15 protein-coding genes and 1 other annotated feature are annotated in these 16,326 nt (G+C 29.3%); of the genes, 14 read left to right on the top strand and 1 reads right to left on the bottom strand.

Annotated elements, in window-relative coordinates; translation table 11 throughout:
- The 13 genes from JWF52_RS16890 to JWF52_RS16830 all read left to right on the top strand — a co-directional run.
- Window positions 1-532 (top strand): biotin/lipoyl attachment domain-containing protein (locus JWF52_RS16890; RefSeq protein WP_208334666.1); only part of this gene is annotated, 532 nt, incomplete at its 5' end.
- 13 nt (window positions 533-545) lie between these two features.
- Window positions 546-1,244 carry a YggS family pyridoxal phosphate-dependent enzyme gene (locus JWF52_RS16885; protein WP_208334665.1) on the top strand — a complete coding sequence of 233 codons (699 nt, stop codon included), beginning with the start codon at window positions 546-548 and terminating at the stop codon, window positions 1,242-1,244.
- Between the two features lie 33 nt (window positions 1,245-1,277).
- On the top strand, window positions 1,278-1,736 hold the full coding sequence (locus JWF52_RS16880; protein ID WP_208334664.1) for a cell division protein SepF: 459 nt from the start codon (window positions 1,278-1,280) through the stop codon (window positions 1,734-1,736).
- A gap of 25 nt (window positions 1,737-1,761) precedes the next feature.
- A complete protein-coding gene (locus JWF52_RS16875; RefSeq protein WP_208334663.1) occupies window positions 1,762-2,022 on the top strand; it encodes a YggT family protein in 261 nt (86 codons plus the stop codon).
- An 11-nt stretch (window positions 2,023-2,033) separates the two neighbouring features.
- Complete coding sequence (locus tag JWF52_RS16870; protein ID WP_208334662.1) at window positions 2,034-2,819, top strand: YlmH family RNA-binding protein; 786 nt, start codon at window positions 2,034-2,036, stop codon at window positions 2,817-2,819.
- A 10-nt stretch (window positions 2,820-2,829) separates the two neighbouring features.
- Window positions 2,830-3,366 (top strand): DivIVA domain-containing protein, encoded by a 537-nt coding sequence (locus tag JWF52_RS16865; protein WP_208334661.1) that lies wholly within the window; start codon window positions 2,830-2,832, stop codon window positions 3,364-3,366.
- A gap of 73 nt (window positions 3,367-3,439) precedes the next feature.
- Window positions 3,440-3,718 (top strand) — a binding site (T-box leader).
- A gap of 95 nt (window positions 3,719-3,813) precedes the next feature.
- On the top strand, window positions 3,814-6,921 hold the full coding sequence (gene ileS / locus JWF52_RS16860) for an isoleucine--tRNA ligase (RefSeq protein ID WP_208334660.1): 3,108 nt from the start codon (window positions 3,814-3,816) through the stop codon (window positions 6,919-6,921).
- Window positions 6,922-7,400: 479 nt separating this feature from the next.
- On the top strand, window positions 7,401-9,089 hold the full coding sequence (locus tag JWF52_RS16855; protein ID WP_208334659.1) for an AbgT family transporter: 1,689 nt from the start codon (window positions 7,401-7,403) through the stop codon (window positions 9,087-9,089).
- A gap of 185 nt (window positions 9,090-9,274) precedes the next feature.
- Complete coding sequence (locus JWF52_RS16850) at window positions 9,275-10,963, top strand: AbgT family transporter (protein WP_208334658.1); 1,689 nt, start codon at window positions 9,275-9,277, stop codon at window positions 10,961-10,963.
- A 280-nt stretch (window positions 10,964-11,243) separates the two neighbouring features.
- Window positions 11,244-11,513 (top strand): hypothetical protein, encoded by a 270-nt coding sequence (locus JWF52_RS16845; RefSeq protein ID WP_208334657.1) that lies wholly within the window; start codon window positions 11,244-11,246, stop codon window positions 11,511-11,513.
- A gap of 143 nt (window positions 11,514-11,656) precedes the next feature.
- On the top strand, window positions 11,657-12,679 hold the full coding sequence (locus JWF52_RS16840; RefSeq protein ID WP_208334656.1) for an ABC transporter substrate-binding protein: 1,023 nt from the start codon (window positions 11,657-11,659) through the stop codon (window positions 12,677-12,679).
- Complete coding sequence (locus tag JWF52_RS16835) at window positions 12,679-13,761, top strand: FecCD family ABC transporter permease (protein WP_208334655.1); 1,083 nt, start codon at window positions 12,679-12,681, stop codon at window positions 13,759-13,761. Before JWF52_RS16840 ends, JWF52_RS16835 begins: the two co-directional genes overlap by 1 nt.
- Window positions 13,761-14,615: an ABC transporter ATP-binding protein gene (locus tag JWF52_RS16830; RefSeq protein ID WP_208334654.1), complete on the top strand. Its 855-nt coding sequence runs from the start codon at window positions 13,761-13,763 to the stop codon at window positions 14,613-14,615. The genes JWF52_RS16835 and JWF52_RS16830 overlap by 1 nt, the downstream gene beginning before the upstream one ends.
- A gap of 29 nt (window positions 14,616-14,644) precedes the next feature.
- Here JWF52_RS16830 and JWF52_RS16825 read toward each other — a convergent pair whose 3' ends face one another.
- Entirely contained in the window at window positions 14,645-15,187 is a 543-nt protein-coding gene (locus tag JWF52_RS16825) for a TetR/AcrR family transcriptional regulator (RefSeq protein WP_286184241.1), read from the bottom strand.
- 207 nt (window positions 15,188-15,394) lie between these two features.
- Here JWF52_RS16825 and JWF52_RS16820 point away from each other — a divergent pair, with 207 nt between their 5' ends.
- Window positions 15,395-16,270: a DegV family protein gene (locus tag JWF52_RS16820; protein WP_353654969.1), complete on the top strand. Its 876-nt coding sequence runs from the start codon at window positions 15,395-15,397 to the stop codon at window positions 16,268-16,270.
- Window positions 16,271-16,326 lie beyond the last annotated feature (56 nt).

The raw sequence follows: 16,326 nt of genomic DNA, 5'->3' as shown, positions 1-16,326 counted from the left end.
GAAAGTTAAAGAGGGAGATACCGTAGCTAGAATAGTAGATAATAATAATATGTATATAGCAGTATGTGTAGATAAGAAAGAATCAAAACTATTTAAAATAAATCAAGATGTATGTATAGGTTTAAAAAGTGAAAAAATGAACGCAAAAGTTGAAAAAATGAACGCAAAAGTTGAAAAAATGTATAAAGATGAAGAAAATTTTGTGATTATATTTAAAATAAGTGAGCAAAATGTAGGAATTTACGATACAAGAGTAGAAGAATTTGATATAATATATAAACAAATAGAAGGTTTGAAAATACCTAAAGAATCTATAAAAATAGTAGATGACAAACAAGGCGTATATGTAGTTAATGAACAGACGCAAGATATAGAGTTTAAAGAATTAAAAGGAATAGAATATGAAAATGATGATTTTATATTCATAGATTATTATAAAAATGATATAAATAATATAAAAACTGTTAGTTTATATGATGAAATTATTTTAAAACCTAACAATATAAATAAAAATATTAAAATATTAAAATAAAGCAGGCGATAAAATGGGAACTATTAAAGAAAATTTAAACTATGTAAGAAAAAACATTAAAGAATGTGCAAGTAAGTCTAATAGAAATAGCGAAGATATTATATTGTTAGCAGTAACAAAAACTGTAGATACAGATTTAGTATTAGAAGCTATAAACAATGGAGTAACTGATGTAGGTGAAAATAAACCTCAAGAATTAGCTAGAAAATATGAGGTTATAGGAGATAAAGTTAACTGGCATTTAATAGGAAGTTTACAAACAAATAAGGTAAAATACATAATAGATAAAGTGCATATGATACACTCTTTAGATAGACAAGCTTTATGTGAAGAAATTCAAAAACGAGCTGAGAAAATAGATAGAACTATTGACTGTTTAATACAGGTTAATATATCAAAAGAAGAAAGTAAACATGGACTAGAAGAGAAAGATGTTATAGAATTTATAAAGGAAGTATCAGCAAATTATAAAAATATAAGAATAAAAGGTCTCATGACTATGGCACCTTTTAGTAAAGATGAAAATGAAGTAAGAACTGTTTTTAGAGGTCTTAAAAATTTATCTTTAAAAATAGATAAATTAAATATACATAATGTTTTTATGGATTACCTATCTATGGGAATGAGTAATGATTATCAAGTAGCCATAGAAGAAGGTTCTAATATGGTTAGAGTAGGGACATCGATATTTGGAAAGAGAAACTATAATTAATGGTAGGAATAAATACTAAGGAGGATGTTAATAATGGGAGATGGAATGATATCTAAAATAAAAAACTGGTTTATGGAAGAAGATGAATATGAATATGAAGAAGAATATGAAGAATCTATAGAAGAAACTGAAACAATGGAAGAGTTTAACTCTATAGGAAATTCTAAAGCTGCTAAAATTGTAAATTTACATGCATCAAGTCATATGAAAGTTGTAATAGTAGAGCCTAAAAAATATGATGAAGTAACGACTATAGCTGATCACTTAAAACAAAAAAGAGCAGTTATCGTAAATTTAGAAAACTTAAATGATGCAGTAGCTCGTAAATCAATATTTGATTTTATGAATGGTGCAGTTTATGTACTTGAAGGTACTATACAAAAAGTATCAAAAGCTATATTTATATTAGCTCCAAATAATGTAGATATAGATGCTAATTTAAAGAAAGAGTTAGAAAGTAAAACACTTTTCCCTTGGCAAAATAATAAATAAAATAAATACTTAAAGGGGTTTTGAAATGAATATAATAGGAATAGCATTAGGATATCTATTTGATATACTAATAGGTGTTATAGTTGTAAGAAGTTTATTGACTTGGTTTCCAGGAGGGTATCAAAGTCAACTATATGATATGTTGTCTCGTATAACAGATCCAATAGAAGATCCAATAAGAAATATAACTTATAAGTATATGAATGGACCAGTTGATTTTACTCCGCTTATAGCAATACTAGTACTTACATTATTAAAAAATGTGTTAGTTCCTTTATTTTTCTAAAGGTGGCATAGATGGACAAATTAAAACTAACTAATCATATAAAAGACATTGATTTAAAAAATAAGATGTTTAAGGTTATAGATAAAGTAAATTCTACTTTGAAAAACTATGATGTTAAACATACTGATTTTTTTAACCCTTATGAAGTAAAAAATGCAATATGTATATTAAACTCAAACAGTGACATAAAGTACACTGTTGATGGTGGATATGAAGGCTGTGAGAGAAGTTCAATATTTATATACCCATTTTATATGGAATATGAAGATATAGAAAATAGCTTAAGATTTATACAGATAGAAGGAAACTTTAAATTTAACAGTATATCTCATAAGGACTACTTAGGGGCTCTTATGAATTTAGGCATAAAGAGAGAAAAAGTAGGGGATATAATTATACACGATAACTTTTGTCAAATAATAGTTAGTAGCGATATATGCGATTTTATAATTATGAATTTAAATAAAGTATCAAGAAATAATGTATCAGTATCTGAAATTTCAAGAGATGAGATTATACCAAGTAAATTAAATTATAAAGAAGTATCTTTTACTGTATCATCAGAAAGATTAGATTGTATTGTAAGTGGACTTTATAATATATCTAGGCAAGAAAGTGCAAAATACATAAATGGTGAAAGAGTTCAAGTTAATTATGAGAAGATAACTTCACCCTCTAAAGAAATTGCTAATGATTCATTGATATCTGTTAGAGGTAAGGGAAGAGCAAAGATAGTTCAAGTGGGAGATATAACAAAAAAAGGCAGAATAAAAATTCAAGCTAAGTTAATAATATAGGAGGTAATATATGCTAACTCCAATTGAAATAGAAAATAAAGAGTTTAAAAAGGCTTTAAGAGGATATAAAGAAGAAGATGTAGATGAATTTTTAGATATAATAAAAGAAGACTATGAATTATTATATAGAGAAAATTCAGAACTTAAAGAGAAAGTAAGACTATATCAAGATCAAATAAATAAGTATGAAAATATAGAAGAAACTTTAAAAGCTACACTTATAACAGCTCAAACTGCAGCTGAAGATACTTGTAGTGCAGCAAATAAAAAAGCTAAAATAATAGTAGAAGAAGCGGATTTAAAATCAAGACAAATAGTAGAACAAGCTAATAATCGTGTTATAGAAATAAGAAAAGAATATGATTATTTAGCAAAAGAATTTAAAGTATTTAGAAATAAATTCAAATCTTTACTAGAAGATGAGATAAGAAGTATAGATGAAATATTTTATAATGTAGATAATCAGGAACTTGTAGAATTTGAAACTAAAACTATGTATAATCTAGATTTAGATAAGGGAAAAGAAGTAGCTGCAACTTTAGATTAATGAATTCTCAAAAAAATATTGACTATTCTAAAAACTTATTATAAAATTTCATAGTATAAACTTAAACATAATTTTAAAAGCAAAGATGGAGACAGTAGGTTTTAGATAATTTTACAGAGAGTTGGCAATTGCTGAGAGCCAATAAATTTATAAAGTTGAAAATCACTCCTAAGCTGCAGGCTGAAAGACAATAGTCGATTAAGCTGAGCCGGTTAGTGCCGTTATACTATACTTTAGAGAGCTATATATAAGTACTTATATATTTTATAAAATATATTGTTTTATAGAATGAACTAAGTCATTGTTTGTATATAGAATTAGGGTGGTAACGCGATTAATACTCGTCCCTTTTATTAGGGGGACGAGTTTTTTAATACAAAAAATTAACAAACTTATGAAAATATAGTAGATTATGTTAATTAAAATAAATTTTGAAAGGGTGATATTATGGCAAAGTTTAAGCCATTAGTAGACAGCTCTGTAAAACAAGCAGAAGCTGAAGTATCGAAGTACTGGAACGATATAAACATACTAGAAAAAACTTTAGAAAAAGGTACAAATGATCCAAGTTTTGTATTCTTTGAAGGACCTCCAACAGCTAATGGGAATCCAGGTATACACCATGTTATAGCTAGAACTTTAAAAGACTCTGTATGTAGATACCAAACTATGAACGGATATCAAGTAAAAAGAAAAGCTGGATGGGATACTCATGGATTACCAGTTGAAATACAAGTAGAAAAAGAATTAGGTTTATCAGATAAGCAACAAATAGAAGCTTATGGTATAGATAAGTTTAATGAAAAATGTAGAGCATCAGTTTTCTCTTTTGAAAAGCAATGGAGAGATATGACTGAGAGAATGGCATATGAAATAGATTTAGATAATCCTTATATAACTTTAGATAACAACTATATAGAATCAGTATGGTGGATATTAGATAAGTTTAATAAAGAAGGATATATATATGATGGACATAAAATACTTCCTTACTGCCCAAGATGTGGAACAGGTCTTGCTTCACACGAAGTTGCTCAAGGGTATAAAGAAGTAAAAAATAATACTGTAATAGCTAAGTTTAAGAGAAAAGATGCTGATGAATATTTCTTAGCATGGACAACTACTCCTTGGACATTGCCATCAAACGTTGCTTTAACTGTAGGTCCAGAAGTTGACTACTTAAAAGTTAAGCAAAATGATGAAGTATACTATGTAGCTAAAGCATTAGCTAACAAAGTATTAGGTGAGGACTATGAAGTATTAGATGAAATGAAAGGTAAAGATTTAGAGTATATACAATATGAACAATTAATGCCTTTTGTTGAAACTGATGAAAAAGCATTTTTCCTAACATGTGGTGATTATGTTACAACTGAAGATGGTACAGGTATAGTTCATACTGCTCCAGCATTTGGTGAAGATGACTATAACTTAGGTAGAAAATACAATTTACCAGTATTACAACCAGTTGATGAAACAGGTAAATATACATCTACTCCTTGGGTTGGTAAATTCGTTATGGAAGAAGGGCTAGATGTTGAAATAATCAAATGGTTACATGGTGAAAATAAATTATACAGTAAAGAAAAGGTAGCTCATAACTATCCACATTGCTGGAGATGTCAAACTCCACTTTTATACTACGCTAAGCCAAGCTGGTATATAGAAATGACAAAATTAAAAGACCAATTAATAGAAAATAACAAAACTGTTGAATGGTACCCATCTTTCGTAGGTGAGGGAAGATTTGGTAACTGGTTAGAAAACTTAAATGACTGGGCAGTATCAAGAAGTAGATACTGGGGAACACCTTTAAATATATGGAGATGTGAATGTGGACATAAAGATTCTGTAGGATCAAGAGCAGAACTTGCAGAGAAAGCTATAGAAGATGTAAATCCAGAGACAGTAGAACTTCACAGACCATATGTTGATGATATACATTTAAAATGTGAATGTTGTGGTAAGCCAATGACAAGAGTAAGCGATGTTATCGACTGTTGGTTTGATAGTGGATCTATGCCATTTGCTCAACATCATTATCCATTTGAAAATAAAGAAAACTTTGAAGAATTATTCCCAGCAGACTTTATCTGTGAAGGTATAGATCAAACTAGAGGATGGTTCTACTCATTACTTGCTATATCTACATTTGTTATGGGGAAAGCTCCATACAAGAAGGTATTAGTTAATGACCTAGTTCTTGATAAAGAAGGTAAAAAGATGAGTAAATCAAGAGGAAACACTGTAAATCCTTTTGAATTATTTGACCAACATGGAGCAGATGCCTTAAGATGGTACTTATTATACGTATCTCCACCATGGACTCCAACAAGATTTGATGTAGATGGATTAAAAGAAGTTCAAAGTAAGTTCTTAGGAACTATAAAAAATGTATATAACTTCTTTACATTATATGCAAATATGGATGGAGTTAATCCAACTGAGTTCTTTGTAGATTACAAAGACAGACCAGAACTTGATAGATGGATATTATCAAAGTTTAACAACTTAAAGAAAGAAGTTGAAGAAAACTTAGAAATATTTGAATTAAATAAAACAGTAAGAAGTATACAAGAGTTTATAAACGAAGATTTATCTAACTGGTATATAAGACGTTCAAGAAGAAGATTCTGGGCAACTGAATTAACAGAAGATAAAAAATCAGTTTATAACACTACTTTTGAAATATTAACAGAGCTTTGCAGATTAATAGCTCCATTTACCCCTCATATATCAGAAGAGATATACAGAAACTTAACTGGAGAAACTTCAGTTCATTTAGTTTCTTATCCAAAGTGCAACAATAATTTATTAGATAATGAGTTAGAAGAAAAAATGGACTTAGTTAAAAACTTAGTTACTCTAGGTAGAGCATCAAGAGAAGCTACTAGAATAAAAGTACGTCAACCAATACAAAAAGTATTAGTAGATGGTAAGTTTGAAACTACTATAAGCGATGTAGTTGACTTAATAAAAGAAGAACTTAACGTTAAAGAAGTTGTATTTGCTAAAGATTTAGGAGAATACATGAACTTTAGCTTAAAGCCAAACTTTAAAGTATTAGGACCAGTATTAGGTGCTAAGATGAAATTCTTTGCTGGTGCATTAAATAAATTAAATGCACAAGAAGTTGTACCAAAGTTAGAAAATGGCGAGTCTTTAACTGTTGATATAGACGGAGAAAACTTTGAATTTAATAAAGAGCATGTATTAATAAACATAGCTGCTAAAGAAGGATTCAATGTATCTATGGAAAACAACTTATTCGTTATATTAGACACTACTTTAAGTGAGGAACTAATAAATGAAGGATATGCTAGAGAGTTCATATCGAAGATACAACAAATAAGAAAATCATCTAGCTTTGATGTATTAGATAATATAGATATAGAGTACTCTTGTGATGATGAAATAGCAAAAGCAGTTGAAAACTTTGAAGAATATATAAAAACTGAAACTTTAGCATTAAAAGTAACTAGAGTTGAAGATGAAAGCTTAGAAAAGCATAACTTAAATGACCATATGACAGGAATAAAAGTTATAAAGAAATAAATATACTAATAAAAAGCCCTTATAAATAATTTATAAGGGCTTTTTTATGAAAAATAATAATATTTTGTTAGAAATAAAACTATATTTTATAAAAAATTTATTAGAAAATACTAAATTAATTTATAAAAATAAATTTTTATAAATTAATTTATTTGCATGATTTAAAAATACTATTTCAATAAAATGAAAATATAATATATTTAGATTTTTCGGAAATTAAAAAATATGGTAATATATTGAAAATACTTAATATAAATAAAAAAATAACGAAGAAGATAAAAAATAAATAAGTAAAAATAAAAATGACTTTAAAAAATAAAGTGGGGATAGAAAGCTACTATATAAAATAAAACAAATACAAGGAATTTTGTAAAAAAATTAGAACTTTCAGAAAAAACAAGAAAACGATGTCGAAATGTGATAAAATTAACCTAGTAATAATTGTTTTAATTTAAAAAGATTATAGGGAGGAATAATTGATGGACGTAAGTGTAAAGCAAGAAAAGAAAAAACAAGGCTTTATGGACAAGATCGAAAAACTTGGAAATAAATTGCCTCATCCAGTGCTAATGTTTATATACATAGCAGCATTTGTGTTAGTATTATCAGCAGTACTTGGGATGGCGGGTGTAGTAGCTCACACACCATTAGGGGACTTCCCAATTAATAACTTATTAGGACAAAAGCCAATTGAAGTTCTAAAAGTTGGAGCTACAGGAACGGCAGTAGCAGAAACATATTCTAATGGATTATCTTATGTTATAGGAACAGCAATAAATAACTTCATGGATATGAAAGCAATAGGTGCAATACTTATAATAATGTTAGCAATAGGTTTAATGGAAAATAGTGGATATTTATCAATGGCAATGAAGAGTATAGTACAAGCAACTCCAATGAAGCTTGTTACTCCAGTTGTTATATTCCTAGGTATAATGTCTAACCTAGCTTCAGATGCAGGATATGTTGTATTAATACCACTTGCAGCATTAATGTATTATACATTAGGTAGAAATCCACTTGTAGGACTTGCAGCAGGATTTGCAGGGGTTTCAGGAGGATTTAGTGCGAACCTTTTTGTAAGTTCTACTGATGCGCTACTTTTACCATTTACTCAAGCAGCAGCTGAAACAGGAGATGCAATGGCACAAACTAATTTAGCAGGGACATTATCAGTTACAAGTAACTGGTTCTTTATGATGGGATCAACTATTGTAATAATAATACTTGGTACTATTATTATAGATAAGATAGTTGAGCCAAGATTAGGTAAATATAATAAAGCAGAAGCTAATGTTGAACCAGATCATGAAATAACTAAAAAAGAAAAAGATGCATATAAATTTACTAATAAAATATTGCTTTTAGTTATAGGTTTAATAGTAATAGCAGCTTTACCAATAGATAAAAATAATACTATACCTTTAATTGGAGATTTATCTACTACAGTACCTTTAGCTAGTATAGGTGAAGATGGTAAGTTAGTTGAGACTGCTGTTACAACAGGATTCTTAAATTCTATATTCTTCAAAGGCGATATGATAATGATGTTAATGTTTGTTATATTCGCAGTTAGTGGTTTAGTTTATGGATTTAAATCAGGAAAATTTGCTAAGAGTGCAGATATAGTACCAGCAATGGTTAAATCTATGGCTGATATGGCTCCGATAATAGTTATATTATTCTTCGTAGCTCAATTTATAAATTACTTCAATGACTCTCACTTAGGAGTATTAGTTGCTTCATTAGGAGCTGACCTAGTTGGAAATATTCCAGAAGGTAGTAAGTTTATGTCTATAGTATTAATGGTAGCATTTATATTCTTAACAGCATTTGTTAACTTATTTATGGGTGGAGCTTCATCTAAATGGGGATTACTTGCACCGATATTTGTACCAATGCTAATGGTTGCAGGATTCAGTCCAGCAGGTGCACAGCTAATGTATAGAATAGGTGACTCATCAACAAATATAATATCTCCGTTAATGAACTACCTTGGAGTTATAGTAATATTTGGGCAAAAATACAAAAAAGATTTTGGTGTTGGTAACTTAATGACTATGATGATGCCAATAGCAATGGCATTCTTAATCGGATGGACTATATTTGCTATAATATGGTCATTAACAGGACTTCCAATAGGACCAGGTCAATCTTTCTTTATATAATAAATATCAAATAGACTGATACGTATCAGTCTATTTTTTATAAAAAAATTTAAATACATGTTGTATACAGAATATATATAAAAAAGTTTTTGTAAAAATTCAGGAAAATAATGAAAACGTTATCAAGCTGTGCTAGAATTAACTTGGCAATTATTAATAAAATATAATTGAGGAGGTAATTTTACATGGATGTAAGTGCAAATCAAGAAAAGAAAAAGAAAGGGTTTATGGACAAGATAGAGAGTCTTGGAAATAAACTTCCTCACCCGGTGCTAATGTTTATATACATAGCAGCATTTGTACTAGTACTATCGGCAATACTTGGGACAGCAGGTGTAGTAGCTAAAACACCGTTAGGGGACTTCCCAATAAATAACTTATTAGGTCAAGATCCAATTGAAGTTTTAAAAGTTGGAGCTACAGGGACTACAGTAGCGGAAACATATTCTAATGGTTTATCTTATGTTGTAGGAACAGCTATAGCTAACTTTATGGATATGAAAGCAATAGGTGCGATACTTATAATAATGTTGGCAATAGGACTAATGGAAAACAGCGGATACTTAGCAATAGCAATGAAAAGTATAGTACATGCTACTCCAATGAAACTTGTTACACCAGTGGTTATATTTTTAGGAGTTATATCTAATGTTGCATCTGATGCAGGATATGTTGTATTAATACCACTTGCAGCATTAATGTATTATACTTTAGGAAGACACCCGCTTGCAGGACTTGCAGCAGGATTTGCAGGGGTATCTGGAGGATTTAGTGCAAATCTTTTTGTAAGTTCGACTGATGCGCTACTTTTACCATTTACTCAAGCAGCAGCTGAAACAGGAGATGCAATGGCATCTACTAATTTAGCTGGGGCACTATCAGTTACAAGTAACTGGTTTTTCATGATGGCTTCAACTGCAGTAATAATAATACTTGGAACATTTGTTATAGACAGATTTGTTGAACCAAGATTAGGTTCATTTAATAAAAAAGAAGCAAATATAGAACCAGATCATGAAACAACTAAAGCAGAAAAAGATGCATACAAATTTACTAATAAAATATTGCTTTTAGTAGTTGGATTAATAGTTTTAGCAGCATTACCATTAGATAAAAATAATGTCATACCTATAGTTGGAGATTTATCTACTACAGTACCTTTAACTAGTATAGGTGAAGATGGTAAGTTAGTTGGAACTGCTGTTAAAACAGGATTCCTAGATTCTATATTCTTTAAAGGCGACATGATAATGATGTTAATGTTTGTTATATTCGCTGTAAGTGGACTAGTATATGGATTTAAATCAGGAAAATTTAAAAAGAGTACTGATATAGTGCCGGCAATGGTTAAAGCAATGGCTGATATGGCTCCGATAATAGTTATATTATTCTTTGTTGCACAATTTATAAACTACTTTAACGATTCTCACTTAGGAGTATGGGTTGCATCATTAGGTGCTCAAGTAGTTTCGATGATACCAGAGGGAAGTATGTTCATGTCCCTAGTATTAATGGTATCATTTATATTCTTAACAGCATTTATCAACTTATTTATGGGTGGAGCTACATCTAAATGGGGACTACTTGCACCAATATTTGTGCCAATGTTAATGGTTGCAGGATTTAGCCCAGCAGGTGCACAGCTAATGTATAGAATAGGTGATTCATCAACAAATATTATATCTCCATTAATGAGTTATCTTGGGGTTATAGTAATATTTGGACAAAAATATAAAAAAGAATTTGGAGTTGGTAACTTAATGAGTATGATGATGCCAATAGCAATCACATTCTTAATAGGATGGACTGCATTTGCTGTAATTTGGGCATTAACAGGACTTCCAGTAGGACCAGGACAATCATTCTTTATATAGTATAAAAAATAGAGATATCTCAAAATAGAGGTATCTCTATTTTTTATAATTGAAGTATTTAAACCTATAATTATCAAAAAAATAAAATCATATTTTAACTAAAATAAATATAAAATAGGAAACTAAATTAAAAATATAAAAATGTTGATAAAGGTAGAAAAATGTATAAGATTAAATTTTCTGAAAACCTTATTTTATGTTTACATAAAATGTAAAAAAATGTATTATGAAAGAGAAAAGGGGTACTGAAGTATCTATTTACATAAGGGGAGGGCACATAATGATAGGGATAAATAATTTAAGATTTCATCATAATCCACATATAAATGGATGTTGTGGAAATGGTGGAGATGATTGTTGTGGAAGTCATAACCATGACCATTCTCATGTTCATACTCATGAACATGGACATGACCATGAACATACAAATGGTGTAGGACATGATCATAACCATGAAGATGGTTTTACAGGTACTCATAGTCATGACCACGAACATACTCATGAACATGGACATGACCATTTAAATAATCATGAACATACTCATGAATAAAAATAGAAAGTAAAATTAAATTAAATCAATAAATTAAGACCATGAAGGTTTAAATTATAAGGTGTACTTTGTGTGCAATTATATATAACTTCATGGTTTTTTTAATAAATAAAATAAATATAAAGGTTTAGGGAGAGATAAATATGATTAAGAGTAAAAGTTTAAAAAGATTTTTAGTAGTATTAGCTATAGCGGGGTTAACTCTAAGTGCTGTTGGATGTTCATCTAGTAAACCTGAAAGTAAATCACCAGAAACAAAGGTAGAGTCAAGTAATTTTAAACCTGTAGAATTTGTATATTCAGATGGAGCTAAAGATTACAATGTTAAAGTAAATACTCCACGCCAAAAGGCAGTTACATTGTCTCAATTTATGACGGAGATGTTACTTGCGCTAGATTTAGGAGATAGAATGGTTGGAACGGCCCTTTTAGACAATCCAATACTTCCTGAATATGAAGAGGCTTATAAAAAGATACCTGAACTTAAAGTAGGTGAAGGACACAATATATCAAAAGAAGCATTCACTGCAACAGGAGCAGACTTTGTTAGTGGATGGGACATGTCAATAAATGAACAAACAACAGGCACTCCAGATGAACTTATAAAAAAAGATATAACACCGTTTTTAGCTAAATCATATTCACCAGATGCAAAAGTTGAAACAGTATATGAAGACTTTGAGTTACTAGGAAAAATATTTGGCGTTGAAGATAAAGCTAAAGAAGTTGTAGATAAAATGAAAAGCGATATAAAAAATGTAACTGACAAAGCTGGAAAAATTAAAGAAGAAGATAGACCTAAGGTTATGGTTTATGATTCAGGAGAAGACAAAGCTATGGCAGTAGGTGGAGGACTTGCAAATAATCTAATAGAGCTTGCAGGAGGAAAAAATGTATTTGGAAAAGAAAACAAACCTTACATAAATGCGACTTGGGAAAGTGTAGTAGCAGAGAATCCTGAAGTTATAGTAGTTACTGATTATCTTGCAGGATCTCCAGTACAAGAAAAAATAGATTTCTTAAAGAAACATCCAGCACTTAAAAATGTAGATGCTATAAAAAATAATAAAATATACGTTGTAGGATTAGCTGACTTATCTCCAGGAGTTAGAAATTCTCAAGTTATAGAAAAAATGCACGGATACTTCTATGGAGAAAATAAATAATGGATATTAGTGTTCAAAAGACAAGAAACCTTTCTAAAAAGAAGGGTTTCTTGTTTTGGACTATAGCTCTTAGTATAGTTTTAGTAATAACAATAATAGGTGCTATAGCTATAGGTAGTACATATATAGAACCTGGAGTAGTTTATAAAGTATTACTTAATAAGTTGTCAAATGGAGCAATTTTTGAACCAACTTGGAATACAATGTTTGAAAATATAATATGGGAAATAAGATTACCAAGAGTAATACTTGGAGGTATTTGTGGAGCAGGCCTTGCTTTATGTGGAGTACTTATGCAATGTGTAACTAAAAACCCAATAGCAGAGCCTTATATACTTGGTATATCATCAGGAGCATCTTGTGGTGCAGTAGCAGTTATAGTACTCGGTGGAATATCGACACTTGGAATAAGTAGCATAACAGCAGGAGCATTTGTTGGTTCAATATTATCTGGCGTATTAGTATTTGCTATAGGAACACAAATGGGTAAAACTACATCTACAACAAGATTAGTGCTTTCAGGTATGGCAATATCAACAATATTTTCTGCTCTTACTAATTTACTTATATATTCAGCAAAAAATTCTAACCAAGCAAAAAATGCACTGTTTTGGACTATAGGTAGTTTAGGAGGCGCTAAATGGGATGTACTATTAATTCCTTTTATAGCATTAGTTATAGTAGTAATAATATCTTTTATAATGTCAAAATCACTAGATGTGTTACTTTTAGGAGATGATAGTGCAATAATACTTGGTATAAATGTAAAGTTTGTAAAATCAATTTTAATAATTTTAGCAACTTTATTAACATCAACTTTAGTTGCTATAACTGGTGCAATAGGATTTATAGGTCTTGTAGTTCCTCATGTATGTAGAACAATAGCAGGAAGTGACCATAAAAAACTGATAATACTATCATCTTTAGTAGGATCAATATTTTTAATATTATCAGATGTTGCTGCAAGAGGTCTTTTCCCTCCAATAGAGATACCTATAGGTATAATAACTTCATTAGTTGGTGGACCATTCTTCTTATACCTTATATCTAAGAAAAATTATTCATTTGGAGGAAAAGACTAATGATTAAATTACAAATTAAAAATTTAGGATTTAATATAGATAAAAATGAAATCTTAAAAGATATATCTTTTGATATAGAAAAAGGGTCATTTGTTGGGGTTATAGGTCCTAATGGTTCAGGTAAATCAACTTTACTTAAAAATATATATAGATTATATAAACCATCTGGTGGGGAAATATTTTTAGATAATAAAGATTTATCTAAGATGAAAGATAAAGAGTGTGCAAGAGAAATTGCCGTTTTGGCACAAGAGAGCAATTCTCAATTTGATTTTACTGTTGAGCAAATAGTAAAAATGGGACGTTATCCATATAAATCTACTTTTGAAGACTATTCTAAAAGTGATTTACAAATGGTTAAGGAAATGCTAGAAAAAGTGGGATTAGATGATTATGGGGATAGAAGTTTTTCAAATTTATCAGGGGGAGAAAAACAAAGAACGTTAATTGCTAGAGCTTTGGTTCAAAATACTGATTTTCTAATATTAGATGAACCAACCAATCATTTAGATATAGGATATCAAATACAACTTATGGATTTGGTTAAAGGTTTAAATATAACTACATTGTCAGCTATTCATGATATGAATATAGCATCTATGTATTGTGATTATTTAATACTTATAAATAAAGGTAAAATAATAAAGTTCGGAACAGTAGAAGAAGTAATAACTTCAGAAATGTTAAAAGAAGTATTTGGAGTAAATGCTTATGTAGGAGTTAATCCAATAAATAATAAATTACAAGTTTCATTTATGCATAGTCATGAACATGTAAATGGATTAGGCCATGATCATGTTCATGAAGATGGGTTTAGTGGAGTTCACTCACATCACCATCAACATGCATATTAAAAAAGAGATGCTAAGCATCTCTTTTTTATTTAACACCAGTGATTTATTAAAAATGATGCTATTCCTTCAAATGGAATCTTTTCTGTTTTTAATAAACTTTGGACAACTAATCCATCAACTATAGATACTAATAAGAAAGAAAGTGATTCAGCAGATTCATCAGTACTATTTAATGTTCTTTCAATTTCCGCTTTTAGAGTAGCTCTCCAATTTATATAGTTTAATTTAATTCTATCTTTTAAAGGTTCATTACCAGTGATTGCTTCACAAAGAAGATACATATGCACTCTACCAGTACCTTCTATAGTAGATATCTTTTCTAGTATAGACTTTATTATTTCATCTTTAGGATGGTCAGTTTGTACATTTTGAACACAGTCTAAAACAGCTTTAGTTATTATTTTTAAGTGAACATCAGCAATATCACATATTAAATCATCTTTAGATGCATAGTGATAGTATAATGTACCTTTACTTATTCCAACATGTTTTGCAATATCAGCTAAACTCGTCTTTTTTATTCCGTTTTGGGTAATTAACTCAGTGGCTGATATCAAAATTGTTTGTTTCATATTATTATTTGATTTCATAAATTTAACCTTTCTACATTTAATGGATAAATGGTATAAGTCAATAATATTATAAACTTGTAAAAAAATATTGTCAACACGTCAACATATTGAAAAAACTTAGATAGAAAGTATTTATTGACTTTTAATATATAGAAGTATAAAATAATAATTAATAATCGGTCGTTTGACCGACTGGCAGGGTTGGATATGAAATTATATAAAAGAGAGGTTATAATTAATATGAATAAAATAAAGCTAGTAACAGATAGTTCATGTGATTTGCCAAAAGAGATAATAGACAAATATAATATAGATTTAATTGGATTAAATGTTTCATTTGGAGAAGATAGCTTCGTTGGTGGAGTTGATATAGATAATGAAACTTTCTATAAAAAAATGAGAGAAGAAAAAGAATTGCCTAAAACATCCTGTCCTTCACCAGATAGATTTATTAAATCATATGAATGCGAGGAAGAAAGTGTATTAGTTTTAACTTTAACATCTAAATTATCAGCAACTTATTCTACAGCTGTACTTGCAAAGGATATGTTTATAAAAGAAAATGGAAATAAAAAAATAGAAGTTATAGACACTGCAAGTGGATCTGTAGGAGCAGGGCTATTGGTTATAAAAGCGGCTGAATTAATAGAAGAAGGAAAAACTATAGATGAAATAGTCAAAGAAATAGAAAAATGTAAGGAAGAAGTAGTATTTTATGGAGCTTTAGAAACTTTAGAAAATGCGATAAAAGGTGGAAGAATAAGTGCAATAAAAGGCGGTATTATAAATGCATTAAACTTTAAAGTTATAATTCATATAACAGAAGGTGTTGTTAAGCCTATAGATAAAGCTAGAGGAGAGGTAAGAACCTTAAAAAAAGTTTTAGAATATGTTGATACGAATGCAACAAACTGTGAGCAAAAAAGGCTTGCAATAGGTCACTCAAACTGTTTAGATAAGGCATTAAAGGTAAAAGAATTAATACAAAAAAATCATAAATTTAAAGATGTAGTTATAAGTGAAGTTGGATCAGTTATGGGAACTTATACAGCACAAGGAGCAATATTAGTAAGTATATTATAATTAAATAAACAAAGAAGACATTTTCTAAATTTTAGGAAATGTCTTCTTTGTTTATT

Origin of the sequence: Clostridium sp. CCUG 7971, assembly GCF_017590215.1 — a bacterium.
GTDB lineage: Bacteria > Bacillota > Clostridia > Peptostreptococcales > Peptostreptococcaceae > Faecalimicrobium.
The sequence above is the reverse complement of the archived record's forward strand: the minus strand, read 5'-3'. Positions and strand labels throughout refer to the sequence as shown.

Excerpts from the sequence above, each read along its gene's own strand:
- JWF52_RS16885 (WP_208334665.1), top strand. The coding sequence starts at position 546 with ATGGGAACTATTAAAGAAAATTTAAACTATGTAAGAAAAAACATTAAA.
- JWF52_RS16880 (WP_208334664.1), top strand. The coding sequence starts at position 1,278 with ATGGGAGATGGAATGATATCTAAAATAAAAAACTGGTTTATGGAAGAA.
- JWF52_RS16875 (WP_208334663.1), top strand. The coding sequence starts at position 1,762 with ATGAATATAATAGGAATAGCATTAGGATATCTATTTGATATACTAATA.
- JWF52_RS16870 (WP_208334662.1), top strand. The coding sequence starts at position 2,034 with ATGGACAAATTAAAACTAACTAATCATATAAAAGACATTGATTTAAAA.
- JWF52_RS16865 (WP_208334661.1), top strand. The coding sequence starts at position 2,830 with ATGCTAACTCCAATTGAAATAGAAAATAAAGAGTTTAAAAAGGCTTTA.
- ileS (WP_208334660.1), top strand. The coding sequence starts at position 3,814 with ATGGCAAAGTTTAAGCCATTAGTAGACAGCTCTGTAAAACAAGCAGAA.
- JWF52_RS16855 (WP_208334659.1), top strand. The coding sequence starts at position 7,401 with ATGGACGTAAGTGTAAAGCAAGAAAAGAAAAAACAAGGCTTTATGGAC.
- JWF52_RS16850 (WP_208334658.1), top strand. The coding sequence starts at position 9,275 with ATGGATGTAAGTGCAAATCAAGAAAAGAAAAAGAAAGGGTTTATGGAC.
- JWF52_RS16845 (WP_208334657.1), top strand. The coding sequence starts at position 11,244 with ATGATAGGGATAAATAATTTAAGATTTCATCATAATCCACATATAAAT.
- JWF52_RS16840 (WP_208334656.1), top strand. The coding sequence starts at position 11,657 with ATGATTAAGAGTAAAAGTTTAAAAAGATTTTTAGTAGTATTAGCTATA.
- JWF52_RS16835 (WP_208334655.1), top strand. The coding sequence starts at position 12,679 with ATGGATATTAGTGTTCAAAAGACAAGAAACCTTTCTAAAAAGAAGGGT.
- JWF52_RS16830 (WP_208334654.1), top strand. The coding sequence starts at position 13,761 with ATGATTAAATTACAAATTAAAAATTTAGGATTTAATATAGATAAAAAT.
- JWF52_RS16825 (WP_286184241.1), bottom strand. The coding sequence starts at position 15,187 with ATGAAACAAACAATTTTGATATCAGCCACTGAGTTAATTACCCAAAAC.
- JWF52_RS16820 (WP_353654969.1), top strand. The coding sequence starts at position 15,395 with ATGAAATTATATAAAAGAGAGGTTATAATTAATATGAATAAAATAAAG.